13 protein-coding genes are annotated in these 15,223 nt (G+C 36.5%); 8 read left to right on the top strand and 5 right to left on the bottom strand.

Going from position 1 to position 15,223, the window contains the following annotated elements; translation table 11 throughout:
• Window positions 1–15 precede the first annotated feature (15 nt).
• The 4 genes from HQN83_RS09685 to HQN83_RS09700 all read right to left on the bottom strand — a co-directional run bounded on the left by HQN83_RS09685 (window position 16) and on the right by HQN83_RS09700 (window position 6,494).
• Window positions 16–840: a CheR family methyltransferase gene (locus HQN83_RS09685; RefSeq protein WP_173090124.1), complete on the bottom strand. Its 825-nt coding sequence runs from the start codon at window positions 838–840 to the stop codon at window positions 16–18.
• 1 nt (window position 841) lies between these two features.
• Window positions 842–4,315 (bottom strand): hybrid sensor histidine kinase/response regulator, encoded by a 3,474-nt coding sequence (locus HQN83_RS09690; protein ID WP_173090125.1) that lies wholly within the window; start codon window positions 4,313–4,315, stop codon window positions 842–844.
• Between the two features lie 89 nt (window positions 4,316–4,404).
• The gene (locus tag HQN83_RS09695; protein ID WP_173090126.1) at window positions 4,405–5,091 is read right to left on the bottom strand and encodes a LytR/AlgR family response regulator transcription factor; all 687 of its coding nucleotides are present in this window, start codon (window positions 5,089–5,091) and stop codon (window positions 4,405–4,407) included.
• 8 nt (window positions 5,092–5,099) lie between these two features.
• Window positions 5,100–6,494: a sensor histidine kinase gene (locus HQN83_RS09700; RefSeq protein ID WP_173090127.1), complete on the bottom strand. Its 1,395-nt coding sequence runs from the start codon at window positions 6,492–6,494 to the stop codon at window positions 5,100–5,102.
• 148 nt (window positions 6,495–6,642) lie between these two features.
• Here HQN83_RS09700 and HQN83_RS09705 point away from each other — a divergent pair, with 148 nt between their 5' ends.
• The 3 genes from HQN83_RS09705 (at window position 6,643) to HQN83_RS09715 (ending at window position 9,861) form a co-directional block, all read left to right on the top strand.
• Entirely contained in the window at window positions 6,643–6,990 is a 348-nt protein-coding gene (locus HQN83_RS09705) for a Spx/MgsR family RNA polymerase-binding regulatory protein (protein WP_173090128.1), read from the top strand.
• Between the two features lie 94 nt (window positions 6,991–7,084).
• Window positions 7,085–7,825 (top strand): hypothetical protein, encoded by a 741-nt coding sequence (locus HQN83_RS09710; protein WP_173090129.1) that lies wholly within the window; start codon window positions 7,085–7,087, stop codon window positions 7,823–7,825.
• 71 nt (window positions 7,826–7,896) lie between these two features.
• Entirely contained in the window at window positions 7,897–9,861 is a 1,965-nt protein-coding gene (locus HQN83_RS09715; protein ID WP_173090130.1) for a M1 family metallopeptidase, read from the top strand.
• A gap of 530 nt (window positions 9,862–10,391) precedes the next feature.
• Here HQN83_RS09715 and HQN83_RS09720 read toward each other — a convergent pair.
• A complete protein-coding gene (locus tag HQN83_RS09720) occupies window positions 10,392–11,033 on the bottom strand; it encodes a hypothetical protein (RefSeq protein ID WP_173090131.1) in 642 nt (213 codons plus the stop codon).
• Between the two features lie 48 nt (window positions 11,034–11,081).
• On the opposite strand from HQN83_RS09720, the gene HQN83_RS09725 reads away from it, so the two are divergent.
• From HQN83_RS09725 to rpsJ, 5 genes are all read left to right on the top strand, one after another.
• Complete coding sequence (locus HQN83_RS09725; RefSeq protein ID WP_173090132.1) at window positions 11,082–11,303, top strand: VF530 family protein; 222 nt, start codon at window positions 11,082–11,084, stop codon at window positions 11,301–11,303.
• 385 nt (window positions 11,304–11,688) lie between these two features.
• Complete coding sequence (gene rpsL / locus HQN83_RS09730) at window positions 11,689–12,102, top strand: 30S ribosomal protein S12 (RefSeq protein WP_008244597.1); 414 nt, start codon at window positions 11,689–11,691, stop codon at window positions 12,100–12,102.
• A 16-nt stretch (window positions 12,103–12,118) separates the two neighbouring features.
• Window positions 12,119–12,586 carry a 30S ribosomal protein S7 gene (rpsG, locus tag HQN83_RS09735; RefSeq protein ID WP_108205134.1) on the top strand — a complete coding sequence of 156 codons (468 nt, stop codon included), beginning with the start codon at window positions 12,119–12,121 and terminating at the stop codon, window positions 12,584–12,586.
• Window positions 12,587–12,603: 17 nt separating this feature from the next.
• Window positions 12,604–14,718 (top strand): elongation factor G, encoded by a 2,115-nt coding sequence (gene fusA, locus HQN83_RS09740; protein WP_173090133.1) that lies wholly within the window; start codon window positions 12,604–12,606, stop codon window positions 14,716–14,718.
• A 59-nt stretch (window positions 14,719–14,777) separates the two neighbouring features.
• The gene (rpsJ, locus tag HQN83_RS09745; protein WP_008244591.1) at window positions 14,778–15,083 is read left to right on the top strand and encodes a 30S ribosomal protein S10; all 306 of its coding nucleotides are present in this window, start codon (window positions 14,778–14,780) and stop codon (window positions 15,081–15,083) included.
• Window positions 15,084–15,223: the final 140 nt, after the last annotated feature.

Consider the following 15,223-nt stretch of genomic DNA (forward strand, 5'->3'; position numbering starts at 1 on the left):
TCTGAGTGTTAATGCTTAACCTACTTTTTGGTAAATGTTGTTTTTTTTATCAATGGTTTTAAACCGCCCTATTTCTGTACTTCTCAAAGTCTCTTTTGAACCTAAACATAAAAAACCAAAATTAGCTAAACTATTGTAAAATAGTTCAATTACTCTTTTTTGTAGTTCTGTATTAAAATAGATAAGAACATTACGGCACGATATTACTTGAAATTCGTTGAAAACGCCATCCGAAGCTAGATTATGGACCGAGAACAATACATTTTTTTTTAAAGAATGATTGATTTTTGCAGCATCATATTTAGCCGTATAGTAGTCTGATAGCGTATGTATAGTTCCTGTTTTATGGAAGTTTTCAGAATATTGCTTCATTTTTTGCAAATCGTATATACCATCTCTGGCATACTCCAAAACGTCCACATTAATATCTGTTCCATAAAAAAAACATCTTTCATATAAATTCTCTTCTGAGAACAATATCGCAAATGAATAAAGTTCTTCACCGGTAGAGCAACCTGCGTTCCAAACTTTAATTCTTTGATAAGATCTTAAGTAAGGGATTACATTAGTGGCAACAGATTTATAAAATTGAGGATCTCTGAACATTTCAGTCACGTTTACAGTAACCTCAACTAAAAAAGATTCAAAGTAATCTGGGTCATTTGTTAGAAGTATTCTTAGATCAAAAAGAGAGAGTTTTTGAAGCTGCATAATTCTGGTAACCCTACGCTTCAGAGAAGCGGCCGAGTAATCTCCAAAGTCAAAACCATGTACGTTCCTGATAAAATCAACAAGGTCTGTCAGTTCTTCATATGTTATGGTATCTGATGGATGATTCATATTAACTTAGCCAAACTCTTAACATTGATAACAGTTTGTCCATGTCTACCGGTTTAGAAATATAATCATTTGCACCGGCTTCGATACATTTCTCTCTGTCATTTTTCATAGCTTTTGCAGTTAAGGCAATGATTGGAAGTTTTGCAAATCGTTTCTCTGTTCTAATTGCTTTCATAGCTTCGTAACCATCCATTTCAGGCATCATAATATCCATAAGAACAAGATCTATTTGTTCAGTTTCTGCTAATTTTTCAAGTGCTTCTCGTCCGTTATTTGCAATTACAATATTCATATCATAGAGTTGCAATGCACTGGATAGCGCAAAAATATTACGCATATCATCATCCGTTATTAGCACGGTTTTATCTTTTAATGCTTTTTCAATGGTAGCTGCGCCTTTACTTTTACTTTGCGTTTGAACGGTAAGCTTGTCGTCTTGCTTAAGTTTGTTCATGAAAAGACTTACTTCATCAATTAATCTGTCATTTGATTTGTTAGACTTCAAAACCATGGCCTCAGTGTATTTCATAATATGAGCCATTTTTTCGTCGCTTAATTCCATTGCTGTATTTATAATTACAGGAACATGAACCAAGGCAGGTTTTGCCTTAATCATATCCAATAAATCAAATCCTGAAATATCCGGAAGTTTTAGATCCAAAATAATGCAATCAAAAGTATATTTATCTAAAAATGCTAAAGCTTCTTTACCGGTAAAAGCTTGTTTTACATCTACACCTTTTTCTGTAAGCTGCTGAGTTAAAACTTTGCTATGTAGTTCTTGATCTTCAATTACCAATACAGTATTAAAATTATATTTTATATAAGCAGAGCTAAGTAACTCAAATGCCTCATCAAGTCGATCCTTTTCAATAGGCTTTTTAAGGAAGCCTATTGCACCTTCTTTTTTAGCTTTACTTTCTTTTTCATTGCCCGCCGACATCATATGCACAGGGATGTGTTTAGTTCTTGGGTCTGCCTTTAGCTTTTTAAGTATTGTCCAGCCATCCATAACTGGAAGCATAATGTCAAGTACAATTGCATCTGGTAAATGCGAAATGGCCATCTCGAGGCCTATATCTCCACTATGGGCGAGAAGTGGTTTAAATCCTTTTTCAATTGCATAGTCATTTAGCACATCTGCAAAAACAACATCGTCTTCAACAATTAATAAGGTTTGCGTAGTGCTATTTTTAACTGGATGCAATGCTGGTTCCGGAACAGATGGAGTAACTTTAACTTCTTCGCTTAAGTGATTAATTATTTGCTGAGGAGTATTTATTGGGTTTTCTTCCGGAATAAATAATGTAAATGTACTTCCTAAGCCAGGTTCACTTTGAACCTGAATTTCACCGCCAAGTATGTAAGAAAGTTCTTTACTTATTGATAACCCAAGACCGGTACCTCCATATTTTCTGCTTGTAGATCCGTCGGCTTGTTGAAATGCCTCAAAGATTAGCTTCTGCTTATCTTCTGGAATTCCAATTCCTGTGTCTTTTACAACAATTGCTATTATATTCTTGTTAGAATTTCTTAATTGCTCAGAATAAAAGTGAGTGTTTCTTGACGTATTTTCTATACTGAGTGATATTTCGCCGTGCTCAGGAGTAAATTTAAAAGCATTTGATAATAGATTCTTTACAATCTGCTCAACTCTTGATAGGTCTGTGAGTATTGCTGCTGGTAAACCTTGTTCAACGGTAGTTTTAAATGTGATTTTTTTGCTTCTGGCAAGCTCACCAAACAATGATTCCATATCTTGTTTAATGGAATCAGGTTTAACAGGTTCAATTGTAAGATCTATTTTGCCTGACTCAATTTTAGAAAGGTCGAGAATATCATTAATAAGTGTTAAAAGATCGGAGCCGGCATTGTGTATAACACCAGCATATTTAATTTGATCTTCATTTAAATTCTCTGGTCTGTTCTCTTTTAATATTCTTGCCAGAATTAGAATGCTATTTAATGGCGTCCTTAATTCATGACTCATATTAGCCAAAAATTCAGATTTATATTTACTGGAAATTTCGAGCTCTTCCGCCTTTAAACTCATCGCCTCACGGGCCTGGTTTACAAGGATATTACGTTCCTCAAGTAATTGTGCTTTTTCCTCAAGTTCAGCATTGGTCTGGCGTAGTTCTTCTTGTTGAACCCTAAGCTCTTCTTCTGATGCTTGGAGTTGTTCTGATTTGTATACTAACTCTTCGTTTGTTGTACGCAGTTCTTCCTGTTGGCTTTCCAGTTCCTCTGCCTGTTGCTGGGTTTGTTCAAATAAGGCTCTTAGTTTAACTCGGGCTACTGCACTATTTATCCCTACCCCAATACTCTCGGATATTGTATTTAAAAATAATAGTACAGATGAGTCCGGTTCTTTGTTTAGACCTAACTCTATTACAGCAAGCGTTTCGTCTTCAAATAATATGGGAAGAAGGAATATGGAGCTAGGTAGCGTATTTCCTAAACCTGATTGAATTTTAATGTAATCAGTTGGGACATTGCTAAGGAGTTTTGGTTGCTTTTCAAAGGCAGTTTGACCAACAAGTCCTTCACCAAATTGATATTCTTTTATTGAACCTTTTGCGATTTCGAATGCATAACCGCTAATAAATTTAATAGTCTTTTTTGTACCGTTCACCAAAAACAACGACCCCATAGGAGCATTTATGTAGTTACATATTGATGTTACTATTTTAGTACACATTTCCTCAACTTCTTGCTCTCCCCTCATGGCCTCGTTAACAGTTGTTGCTCCAGAAAGCAGCCAGTTTTTTTGTTCGTTTTCGGCCGAGATTCTTTCTAATTCAAGGTTTGAATCTCTAATTTGTTTTTCTGTCAGTTTTTGTTGATCAAAAGTTTTTCGGATGTAAGAGAATAGAAAGAGGATTAAGCAAAAAATAATTATAGCACTTGCTAAAACTACCCATTCACTTTGTTTACTGCTTTCAACAATTGCTGATTTTCTTTTTCCGAGTAATTGAATTTCAACCTGAATAATCTGATTCCCTGTTTTTAAAATCTGATTCTTGTAAAATTGGCCTAAACCTGTCATTACTCTTAATGCGGCAGCTTCTTTTCCTTTAGAATCATAAATACGTAACACTTCTCTCATCTCATCAATCTTAGTATGGGCATACTGATTTAGAGAATCAATCCTGATTTGTTGCTCGGGATTATCACTTGTTAATTTTTTTAATTCAGCTATTGTTGGTAAAATTTTTGAAGAATTAACATTGTAAGGATTGAGGTGCTGTCTATCTCCAGATAAAACGAATCCGCGGATTCCTGTTTCAGAATTTAAAACCTGAAATTCAATATCTTTTGCCAAGTTGATAACGTCGTAGGTATGGCTTTGCCACCTTGTATCTTTGCTTAGCTTATCAATGCTTAGATATGATGTAATTGCAGATACCAAAACAAATAACAAGGACACTGCGAATCCCGTTAATACCTGTTGTTTAAAAGATAATTTAAACATATTATAAGTTAATAAGTATAGAAGTAATTAAAAATAAATACAATGATAGCGCTTGTTAAGACAAGTTAGGTAACTATTTAAATATAAATTTAATGTAATTCTCTTAAACATTGAGAATAAGTTACTCCGATTGGAATGGTCTCTTGATTGATCCAGATTTGTGATCGATCAAATTTGGTGATTTTATTTTTTGCGACTATAAAAGCACGGTGGGTTCTTATAAATTTACCTGCAGGTAATAGTAATAACATATCGCCAATTGGTATTCTAGTGCTCAGAAGAGGGTTGTTGGTAAGGTGTACAAGTGTATAGTTTCCAGAAGCTTCTATAAATAGAATGTCTTCAATATGTACTTTTATTTGCTCATAGCCATCCTTAATAAAAATTGTTGCCGGCTGTTCTTCAGTTTCTAAATGATTTCTAAGGTTATAAATTTCCTGGGCTTTGTTACAACCTTTTAAAAAGCGGGGCAATGAAAATGGTTTTAGTAAATAGTCAACTGCATCTAATTCAAAACCTTTAACCGCATGTTCAGAATATGCTGTGGTAAAAATTACCATTGGAGGGTTTGTTAAGATGTTTAGAAAATCAATGCCGCTGATGTCAGGCATCTTGATGTCAAGAAAAATTAAGTCTACTTTGTTTTTCTGCAAGTAAGTGATGGCTTCAAACGCATTTGTGAAAGTGGCTTTCAATTCAATAAAGGGTACTTTAGATGCGTGTACTTTTACTACATCTAAGGCAATGGGTTCGTCATCTATTGCAATAGCAATCATGCCCTAAATTAGTGATTATTGGTCAACTGAAGTGTTAAGTGGACAAAAAATTCCTTTGCATTTTCTCTGATGATCAATTCGTGACTATTAGGGTACAGAAGTGCCAGACGTTGTTTTACATTTTGTAAGCCAATCCCGCTTTTTAATTTTTCCGGGTCATTGTCTGGTTTAGGATGTGTGCTATTGTGAACGTCAAAAAACAGCTTGTTTTCGTGTGTTTGTAGCGTGATCTTAATATGGGATGGATATTTGAGGCTGATGCCATGTTTAAAAGCATTTTCAACAAATGGGATTAGGAGCATGGGGGTTATTTGAAAATCATTGAGCTGTTCATCAATTTGAGTTTCAATAGTGATATCTGAAGAAGTTGAAGTTCTTAGTTTTTGAAGAGCAATGTAATTGTTCAAATACTCAACATCCCGTGATAGTGAGATTTTATCCTCTACATTTTCCTGAAGCATAAAACGCATCATGTCTCCCAATTTTTGGATGCCTTCTCCTGTGCGTTCGGCATTTTCTTGTAATGCGGTTCCATAAAGTGTATTTAGCGCATTGAATAAGAAATGAGGATTAATCTGTGATTTGAGGAAGTTAAGTGTGGCATCAGATTTACCAAGTTCAGTTTTTAAGGATGTGATTTCTTCAATGTTTTTTCGGTTTCTTGATTTATAGACGTTCCAGGCAAAGATTGGGACTATGAAAAGTTGGATAGCAGGATTGATTCCCATTAATGGGCCTAAAATATCGGTGTTTTCTATGGAATCGAAGATGCTAAATAAAAGCACTAATATGCCAAAAGAAAGAATTGTGGTTAGAAATGAATAGCCTGAAAATTTTAGCAAGCGATATTTTTTATCAATCAAATTGGGAATTACAGCGAAAACAAGGATCGCATAATTTGCTATTGCAATTGGTAAAATAAAGAAGAATGAAGCTCTGATAATTATTGGATTGTTAAGTAACAGTGAGCAAGCCTGCAGAAATATAGTTATTGCAAATAAAACGGTGATGTCGCTGTGAAGCCAATTTTTTTTATTTTGAAGTTCTCTGCTGAAATAGTTTGCAATCATTTTTACAGACAGTAAGATTAGCAGATAGTGGTCAATAAGGTTTGTAAAAGCACAAACCTGAATTAGCGTATAAACGAAGAAAATAGCATTCGAGGGGTTGGTGTCCTTTTTTTGTAGCTCAGGCTTAACAAATAATGCAAGAAGAAAATAACAAGTGGCAGAAATGATATGCCTAAACAGCATATTTACCCAGAAGTTAGGTTCATATGGAATAGGCTGTGGGAAAGTGCTATGGATGTTGACGGCTTGGATAGCTGAAAATATAAAGACAAATATAATGAGCGCTGTTGCTGTCCATAGCTCAATTTTTGTTGATTCGTTTAGGTTTTTCATTTATGTAAAATTAAGAGGTTAATGATTGTTGATTAATTTTGATGGAGCAATACTACAAAGGCTTTTTCTTTTAAAGTTTAAAATGTGATGAAACCCTAAAAAAATGTGATGAATTATGATTTGAAATCTTTTTTTTAAGTTTGCTAGTATGATCGTATACGGAATACCAAATTGCAATACAGTTAAAAAAGCCATGACTTGGTTGGTTGAAAATGGTTTTAAATCAGAATTTCATGATTTTAAAAAGAAGGGCATTACTGCCGAAAAATTAAATGAGTGGTGTGATACTTTTGGTTGGGAAATTATGCTTAATAAAAAAGGTACCACCTGGAAAAAACTAAGTGCTGAAGAACAGCAGGAAGTAAATAGCAAAGAAACTGCCATTAAGGTTTTGCTAATGCATAACAGTGCTATTAAACGTCCAATAGTAGAGGTAGATGGGAAAGCTGTTCTAGTTAGTTTTAACGAAGAAAATTACCAAAACATTTTAAAATAGAATTAGGAAAAAAATACCTTATTAAGTCCGAACATTTTGCTGTTAATATTTGTTAAATAACTAACGCATACTTTAAACTGCGTTATATTTGAATATGCTCAAAAAACTTTTGTTAATACTGATTCTATTTGCTCCCGTAACATTATTGGCACAAGATGCCCTCTTGGGAACTGTTTATGATTTTGAAATAAAAACCTTGCCGTTACAGGAAGTAAATGTTCGAAATCTCAATAGTAGTGAAAGTACAAAAACAAAAGCGTCGGGTAAGTTTACCCTTGCTGCTAAAGTTGGGGATGTGTTAGAGTTTTCATTAAATGGGTATCATAACGATACATTATATGTTACAAACCTCTCTCCAAAAACCGTATACCTTCCGGCAAGTTCAACCAATTTGAAGGAAGTAAAGATTTTGAGTGCAAAAATAAATCCTACAATTTTAAGCCCAGATCCAGAGGCCAAAGAATTTAAACGAGTTGAAGCTGATGACTATAGAGGTAAACCTAATGTTTCTAAAGCAGGTGGTATTAAGCTCAATTTGGGATATGGCAAGTATAAAGAGCAACAGGCTAAGGCGAAAGAGTTAGAAGAAAAGGATAGATATGAGGCGGAAATAAACAGTGTTTTTACGGAAGCATATGTGTCTGATCTGGTAAAATTAAAAGGACAGGAGTTAAAAGATTTCATGACCTTGTATCGCCCAACTGTTGGTATTGTACAAGCAACCAGACCTTTTAACTATAAGTTCTATACAGTTCAGGCTTATCATAAATGGTTAAAATTACCTCCATCTCAAAGAAGACCACCCCAAGTACCTAAGTTAAAGAAAAACGAATAAACCCGTTACATTACCCGTGGATTAAAGGGATTTTATATCTTTAATCCTAAATCTTTAACTTAAACTTTTATATGTCTTACAGGTCAACCATACTAATGGTATTGTTGTGTGCATTTGCTTTGACTACAGTTGCACAGCAAACAGATTCAAATTCTAGTAATTACGACGCTCATGCTGCATTTAGTCCGCTGTTTTATACAAAAAATGGGAATGAATATAGATCGGCAAGTGGTTACCCAGGGCCAAAATACTGGCAGAATCATGCAGATTATACCATAAGTGCAAATCTTGATGATGCAAATAATACAATAACAGGTTCTGTTACCATTACCTATAAAAATAATAGCCCGGATAAGTTACCTTATTTATGGTTGCAGTTAGATCAGAATTTGTTTTCTCCAGAATCCAGAGGCGCGTCATTAATTGCAGCAGGAAGTAGATATGGGGCCAGGGGAGAAAAATTAAACGGAGGATATAAAATAGAAGGATTATCTGTTTCACAAAAACAGAAGCCGGTAAAGTTCAGTTCCCTGATTGAAGATACACGCATGCAGATCAGATTGGATGAGCCGATGGCTGCTGGTGGAGATGTGGTTACCATTAAAATGAATTTTTCTTTTGTTGTTCCTATCAATGGGTCTGACCGTATGGGGCATTTAACCACTAAAAATGGAGAGATATTCTCTATAGCTCAATGGTTCCCTCGCATGTGTGTTTATGATGATGTTTTAGGGTGGAATACTTTGCCTTACTGGGGAGCAGGGGAGTTCTATTGCGAATATGGCGATTATGATTTCGCTGTAACAGCTCCTGCAAATCATATTGTTATGGGGTCTGGCGAGTTGTTAAATCCACAAGATGTTTTTACAGCAGAGCAACTACAGAGATGGAATGAAGCAAAATCAAGTGATAAAACAATCACAATAAGATCGGAGTCTGAAGTTAAGGATCCTAAATCTCGCCCAGCTAAAGATAAACTCACCTGGAAATTTAGAATCAAAAATGCCAGGGATGTTGCATGGGGTTCATCAAAAGCATTTGTTTTAGATGCAGCGCGTATTAATTTGCCAAGTGGTAAGAAGTCGTTGGCTGTTTCGGTACACCCTGTTGAAAGTAATGGGAGTGATGGCTACGGCAGAGCTGTAGAATATGTTAAAACATCAATAGAACATTATTCTAATAAATGGTTTGAGTATCCATATCCAATGGCGGTAAATGTAGCCAGTAATGTTGGAGGGATGGAATATCCTGGAATTGTTTTTTGTGGTTGGAATGCTAAAAAAGGCAGTGCATGGGGAGTTATAGATCATGAATTTGGCCACACCTGGTTTCCTATGATTGTGGGTAGCAATGAGCGTAAGTACGGCTGGATGGATGAAGGATTTAATACTTTCATTAATGGGATATCATCATCTGCCTTTAATAATGGCGAATACAAAAAGGCTCCTGAAGATATGCACAAGGTTGCCGAAAAACTGCAAAATCCAGAAGTAGAGTATATCATGTTGAGCCCGGATGCGATGAAAGAACGCAATATTGGTGGAAACTTATACTACAAACCTGCTCAGGGTTTAAATATTTTAAGAAATGTGGTGCTGGGAGCTGATCGTTTTGATTATGCTTTCAGACAATATATAGATCATTGGGCTTTTAAACATCCTATGCCTGATGACTTTTTCCGCTCAATGGAGAATGGTGCTGGCGAGGACCTTTCGTGGTTTTGGAAAGGTTGGTTCCTGGAAAACTGGAAAATGGATCAGGCTATTGTTAGTGTAACGGAATCTGACAGGGCAGAAGCTAGAGGCTATAACATAGTAGTCGCCAATCTGGAAAAAATGCCAATGCCAATTATTTTGGAGATTAAAACCAAAAGCGGAAAAACTGATCAGATAAAGATTCCTGTAGATGTTTGGATGAGAAATAACACTTGGACGGTTCCTTATCCTACCACCGAGGAAGTTGTGTCGGTTACATTAGACCCTGAAAATTTATTGCCGGATATAAATAGTGATAACAATAAATGGAAGAAAAAATAAGGTAAAGTCGGCCTTGCTACTTCGTCATGCTGAGAGCCTAGCATTAGAAAGAATACAAAAAAGTGGTAATGACAATTTTGTATACTCGGTCGTCCTCCTGAATTCATTTCAGGATCCCGCAAGAGAAAGTAAGTTCTGGCAAATGCGAGATACCGCTCTTCAGCGGCATGACGACCGCTATATACAACGAGCAGAATAACCTCTTTGTCATTGGTAATTTATTTCAGTATCTGGCAGTAGCAAGGCTGACTTTCTCTTGAGGGATCCTGATACTGGCCTTCGCCGGTATGACGAATTACCAATGACAAAGAGGTTATTCTGCTCGTTGTATATAGCGGTCGTCATGCCGCTGAAGAGCGGTATCTCGCACTAGCGAGGCTTCCTTTCTCTTGCGGGGTCCTGACCTCGAAGAAGCTGCGAAGCAAAATAAATTCAGGATGACGACCGATTAAACAAAATTGTCATTACCACTTTTTTGCATTCTTTCCAATGCTAGGCTCTCAGGATGACCATCGATTAAACAAAATTGCCTAACGGCCTTTGAAAAAGCTTTCTTTTAATTTTTGAGCATCAATTAATGTTTCCGCTTCATCAAGGCGAATTAACCATCCTTTTTGTTTAAGTAAACTGATGTCTTCTTTTGCTACCGAAAGATCCTTCCCTTTTATACTTCTGTTTAGTATGATCGGTGGTTTTGGTTCAACATTAGCCGCTGTGTGAAATAGCACTTCGATATTAAATTTTGGCCAAATCTGTATATCTCCAAGTTGGTCTGAGTAAATCTTTTTAGTTGAATGGGGAGGGATGATGTTCGCAAACTCACCTTTGAAATTTCCGCCCTTTTCTGTAGTTAGGCTAGCCAGTAATTGAAAAGATGTTTCGTTAGCAATGTGAAAGTGTGCTACCGAATTACTGTGCTGATCGGTTACAATGGCAAGAAATACACCGTCTTTAATAAACTCAGCTTGCGGAATAACCGCGATGGGACGATTGGTTACAATATCATCGTCAGGAACTTCCCCGTGTACTAATGTTACTTTAGATGCCAAAACAGGTATCTCGAAGTCATTTGCATCAGTAACACCAATAGTATCTTTATCGATAATTCTGGTGATATATCCTTCTAAGTTCTCGTCTACAAAACGAACAAAGTCTCCTAGTTTGAAATTCATATATTTTTATTTGTATTCAAATTTAGTTATTCTTATTATTTTTGTAGCATGGCCATTGATGAGCAGAAAAATAATCCGTTGCACGGAAAAACACTCGAGTTTATTCTAAAACAACTTGTATGGCATTATGGGTGGGAAGAATTGGGAATTCTTGTTAAGATCGCTTGTTTTAACAATAATCCTACAATGAACTCAAGTCTTAAGTTTTTACGTAAGACTGACTGGGCAAGGAAAAAAGTTGAGAAATTGTTTCTGAATACATTCCATTAATACCCTATAGCATAAAGGACTTTTGTAGGACTTTGAAAGGAGTTTCATAGGACTCTGCTAGGACTTGTAGTCCTACAAAATACCTTTTTTATGCATTTTAGTCCTACATCTTAATCCTTTGTTAACACGCATCCAGTTAGGGCTTTTTTTTTGGCGGTACAACCAGATGCCATGTAGCTTTTGGCCTTTGTCTGGATATCTTAAATGAAGAAATACATCTGTAATGCCGTGGTTGCCAATAGGTAGCTTAGATGAGGATTAATTGCAGAGCTGTAATAATTTTGTGTTAACCCCTTGATTTATAAAATGTATTGTCTTACCTTTGCAGTCCCTTATTGAGGGGTAAAGTTTTTAAATAATAAAATAAGAAAAACAAAAAAGAACAATGCCAACCATTCAACAATTAGTTAGAAAAGGTAGAGTAGCACTGGAGTTCAAGAGTAAGTCTCCAGCGTTGGACAGCTGTCCACAGCGAAGAGGTGTATGTACACGTGTATATACCACTACCCCTAAAAAACCAAACTCAGCAATGCGTAAAGTTGCACGTGTACGTTTAACCAATGGTAAAGAGGTTAATGCTTACATCCCTGGAGAAGGTCACAACCTACAGGAGCACTCAATCGTATTGATCCGTGGTGGACGTGTTAAAGATTTACCAGGTGTACGTTATCACATCATCCGTGGAGCTTTAGATACTTCAGGAGTTGCTGGTCGTAACCAACGTCGTTCAAAATATGGTACTAAACGTCCTAAGCCAGGACAAGTAGCAGCGGCACCAACAAAAGGTAAAAAGAAATAATTAGGAGGAAAGAAAAATGAGAAAGTCAAAACCAAAAAAGAGAATTATCCTTCCTGATCCAAAATTTAACGATGTTCAGGTGACCCGTTTTGTAAACAATATGATGTACGATGGGAAAAAATCTATCGCATATTCAATTTTTTACGATGCTGTTGAATTAGCTGAGAAAAAAGCTGGTGAGAACGGTTTAGAAGTATGGAAACGTGCTTTAGCTAATGTAATGCCTGCTGTAGAGGTTAAATCACGCCGTGTTGGTGGTGCTAACTTCCAGGTTCCTACAGAAGTAAGACCAGACCGTAAGATTGCTTTAGGCATGAAATGGTTAATCTCTTATGCACGTAAACGTGGTGAAAAAACCATGAAAGAAAAATTAGCAGGTGAAATCGTTTCAGCAGCTAAAGGTGAAGGTGCAGCAGTTAAGAAAAAAGAAGACACGCATAAAATGGCTGAAGCTAACAAAGCGTTCTCTCACTTCCGTTTCTAATATTTGAAATTATTATAATGTCAAGAGATTTAAAATTTACTAGAAATATCGGGATCGCGGCTCACATTGATGCGGGTAAAACCACAACTACTGAGCGTATCCTTTATTATGCTGGGGTAAACCACAAGATTGGTGAGGTACACGAAGGTGCATCTACCATGGACTGGATGGTACAGGAAGCTGAACGTGGGATAACAATCACGTCTGCTGCTACTACTGTTTTCTGGCCTTACCGCGGTAATAAATATCAGGTAAACGTTATCGATACTCCTGGACACGTGGATTTTACCGTAGAGGTAAACCGTTCATTACGTGTACTTGACGGATTGGTGTTTTTATTTTCAGCTGTTGATGGTGTTGAGCCTCAATCTGAAACTAACTGGCGTTTAGCTAACAACTATGCAGTTCCTCGTATTGGTTTCGTTAATAAAATGGACCGTTCTGGAGCTGACTTCTTAAAAGTTGTTAAGCAGGTTAAAGATATGTTGGGCAGTCATGCTGTACCATTGCAATTACCAATCGGTGCTGAAGATAACTTTACTGGTGTTGTTGATTTGATCAATAACCGTGGTATTGTTTGGAATGAGCATGATAAAGGAATGACCTTTACTGAGGTTCCAATTCCTGCTGATATGGTTGAAGAAGTTGCTCAATGGAGAGAGAATTTATTAGAAGCTGTTGCTGATTATGATGAGTCGTTGATGGAGAAATTCTTCGAAGACCCTAACTCAATCACTGAGCGCGAAATTCTTGATGCATTACGTAAAGCTACTTTAGATGCAAAAATCGTTCCTATGGTTTGTGGTTCATCTTTCAAAAACAAAGGTGTTCAAACCATGCTTGATTTGGTAATGGAATTATTGCCTTCGCCAATGGATGTGGATGGTATCACAGGTACTAACCCAGAAACTGGATTAGAGGTAACTCGTCAACCGGATGTTAATGAGCCTTTTGCAGCTTTAGCATTTAAAATTGCAACAGATCCTTTCGTAGGTCGTTTGTGCTTTATCCGTGTTTATTCAGGTAACTTAGATGCTGGTTCATATGTATATAATGCACGTTCTGAAAATAAAGAACGTATCTCTCGTATCTTCCAAATGCACGCTAACAAGCAAAACCCAATTCCTAATGTAGGTGCTGGTGATATTGCTGCTGTAGTAGGATTTAAAGATATCAAAACGGGTGATACACTTTGTGATGAGAAAAACCCAATTATTCTTGAGTCAATGGACTTCCCTGAGCCAGTTATCGGTTTAGCAATTGAGCCTAAAACTCAGGCTGACGTTGATAAATTGGGTATTGGTTTAGGTAAATTAGCTGAAGAGGATCCTACTTTTAGAGTTCAAACTGATCAGGAAACTGGCCAGACTGTAATTTCAGGTATGGGTGAGCTTCACTTAGATATTTTGATCGATCGTTTAAGACGTGAATTTAAAGTAGAAGTTAACCAAGGAGCGCCGCAAGTAGCTTACAAAGAAGCTATTCATGGATCAGTTCAACATCGTGAGACTTATAAAAAACAATCTGGTGGTCGTGGTAAATTCGCGGATATCCAAGTTGTTATTTCTCCTATCGATGCTGATTTTGAAAAAGGTGGATTGCAGTTCGTTAACGAAATCACTGGTGGATCAATTCCTCGTGAATTTATCCCTTCTGTAGAAAAAGGCTTTGCAGCATCTATGGCTAATGGAGTATTGGCTGGTTACCCACTACCAGACATGAAAGTTCGCTTAATTGATGGTTCATTCCACGCAGTCGATTCAGATGCTTTATCTTTTGAACTTGCAGCTAAAATGGCATACCGTGAGGCATTACCTAAATGTAATCCAGTATTGATGGAGCCAATCATGAAAATCGAGATCCTTACTCCTGAAGAAAACATGGGAGATGTAATCGGTGACATGAACCGTCGTCGTGGTCAACTTTTAGGTATGGATACACGTAATGGTTCTCAAGTAATTAAAGCAACTGTACCTCTTTCTGAGATGTTTGGTTATGTAACTCAGTTACGTACCATTACTTCTGGTCGTGCAACCTCTACAATGGAGTTTGATCACTACGAGCCAGCTCCGAAAAACGTTCAGGACGAAGTAATTGCTAAATCGAAAGGCAGAATTAAATCTGTAGATTAAAAATAAATTGGCTGCCGGTTATTAATAGCTCTAACCGGCGCCTTAATTAAATAAATACCATGAGCCAAAGAATCAGAATTAAATTGAAATCTTACGATTACAACTTAGTAGATAAATCTGCTGAGAAAATCGTAAAAACTGTTAAACCTACGGGTGCAGTGGTTAGCGGACCAATTCCGTTGCCTACAGAAAAGAAAATCTTCACAGTTTTACGTTCACCACACGTGAACAAAAAAGCTCGTGAGCAGTTTCAATTATGCGCATACAAACGTTTGTTAGATATTTATAGCTCTAACTCTAAAACAGTTGATGCTTTAATGAAACTTGAATTACCTAGCGGTGTTGAAGTAGAAATTAAAGTTTAACTATACTTTAACGGTAAAGAAAAGAAGCCGTATCATTAATCAAAAGATGATACGGCTTCCTTTTTTGTTTGTTGTGAGATCCGTCCTGAGTATTTCCTTACTATGCCTTTTTTCTTTGAATATTTCTTGAAGTGTACAAA

The organism is Pedobacter foliorum (genome assembly GCF_013266735.1).
GTDB classification, from domain to species: Bacteria; Bacteroidota; Bacteroidia; order Sphingobacteriales; family Sphingobacteriaceae; genus Pedobacter; species Pedobacter foliorum.

What these genes read in the sequence shown, in the direction of transcription:
- HQN83_RS09685 (WP_173090124.1), bottom strand. Translation starts at nt 840, where the DNA reads ATGAATCATCCATCAGATACCATAACATATGAAGAACTGACAGACCTT.
- HQN83_RS09690 (WP_173090125.1), bottom strand. Translation starts at nt 4,315, where the DNA reads ATGTTTAAATTATCTTTTAAACAACAGGTATTAACGGGATTCGCAGTG.
- HQN83_RS09695 (WP_173090126.1), bottom strand. Translation starts at nt 5,091, where the DNA reads ATGATTGCTATTGCAATAGATGACGAACCCATTGCCTTAGATGTAGTA.
- HQN83_RS09700 (WP_173090127.1), bottom strand. Translation starts at nt 6,494, where the DNA reads ATGAAAAACCTAAACGAATCAACAAAAATTGAGCTATGGACAGCAACA.
- HQN83_RS09705 (WP_173090128.1), top strand. Translation starts at nt 6,643, where the DNA reads ATGATCGTATACGGAATACCAAATTGCAATACAGTTAAAAAAGCCATG.
- HQN83_RS09710 (WP_173090129.1), top strand. Translation starts at nt 7,085, where the DNA reads ATGCTCAAAAAACTTTTGTTAATACTGATTCTATTTGCTCCCGTAACA.
- HQN83_RS09715 (WP_173090130.1), top strand. Translation starts at nt 7,897, where the DNA reads ATGTCTTACAGGTCAACCATACTAATGGTATTGTTGTGTGCATTTGCT.
- HQN83_RS09720 (WP_173090131.1), bottom strand. Translation starts at nt 11,033, where the DNA reads ATGAATTTCAAACTAGGAGACTTTGTTCGTTTTGTAGACGAGAACTTA.
- HQN83_RS09725 (WP_173090132.1), top strand. Translation starts at nt 11,082, where the DNA reads ATGGCCATTGATGAGCAGAAAAATAATCCGTTGCACGGAAAAACACTC.
- rpsL (WP_008244597.1), top strand. Translation starts at nt 11,689, where the DNA reads ATGCCAACCATTCAACAATTAGTTAGAAAAGGTAGAGTAGCACTGGAG.
- rpsG (WP_108205134.1), top strand. Translation starts at nt 12,119, where the DNA reads ATGAGAAAGTCAAAACCAAAAAAGAGAATTATCCTTCCTGATCCAAAA.
- fusA (WP_173090133.1), top strand. Translation starts at nt 12,604, where the DNA reads ATGTCAAGAGATTTAAAATTTACTAGAAATATCGGGATCGCGGCTCAC.
- rpsJ (WP_008244591.1), top strand. Translation starts at nt 14,778, where the DNA reads ATGAGCCAAAGAATCAGAATTAAATTGAAATCTTACGATTACAACTTA.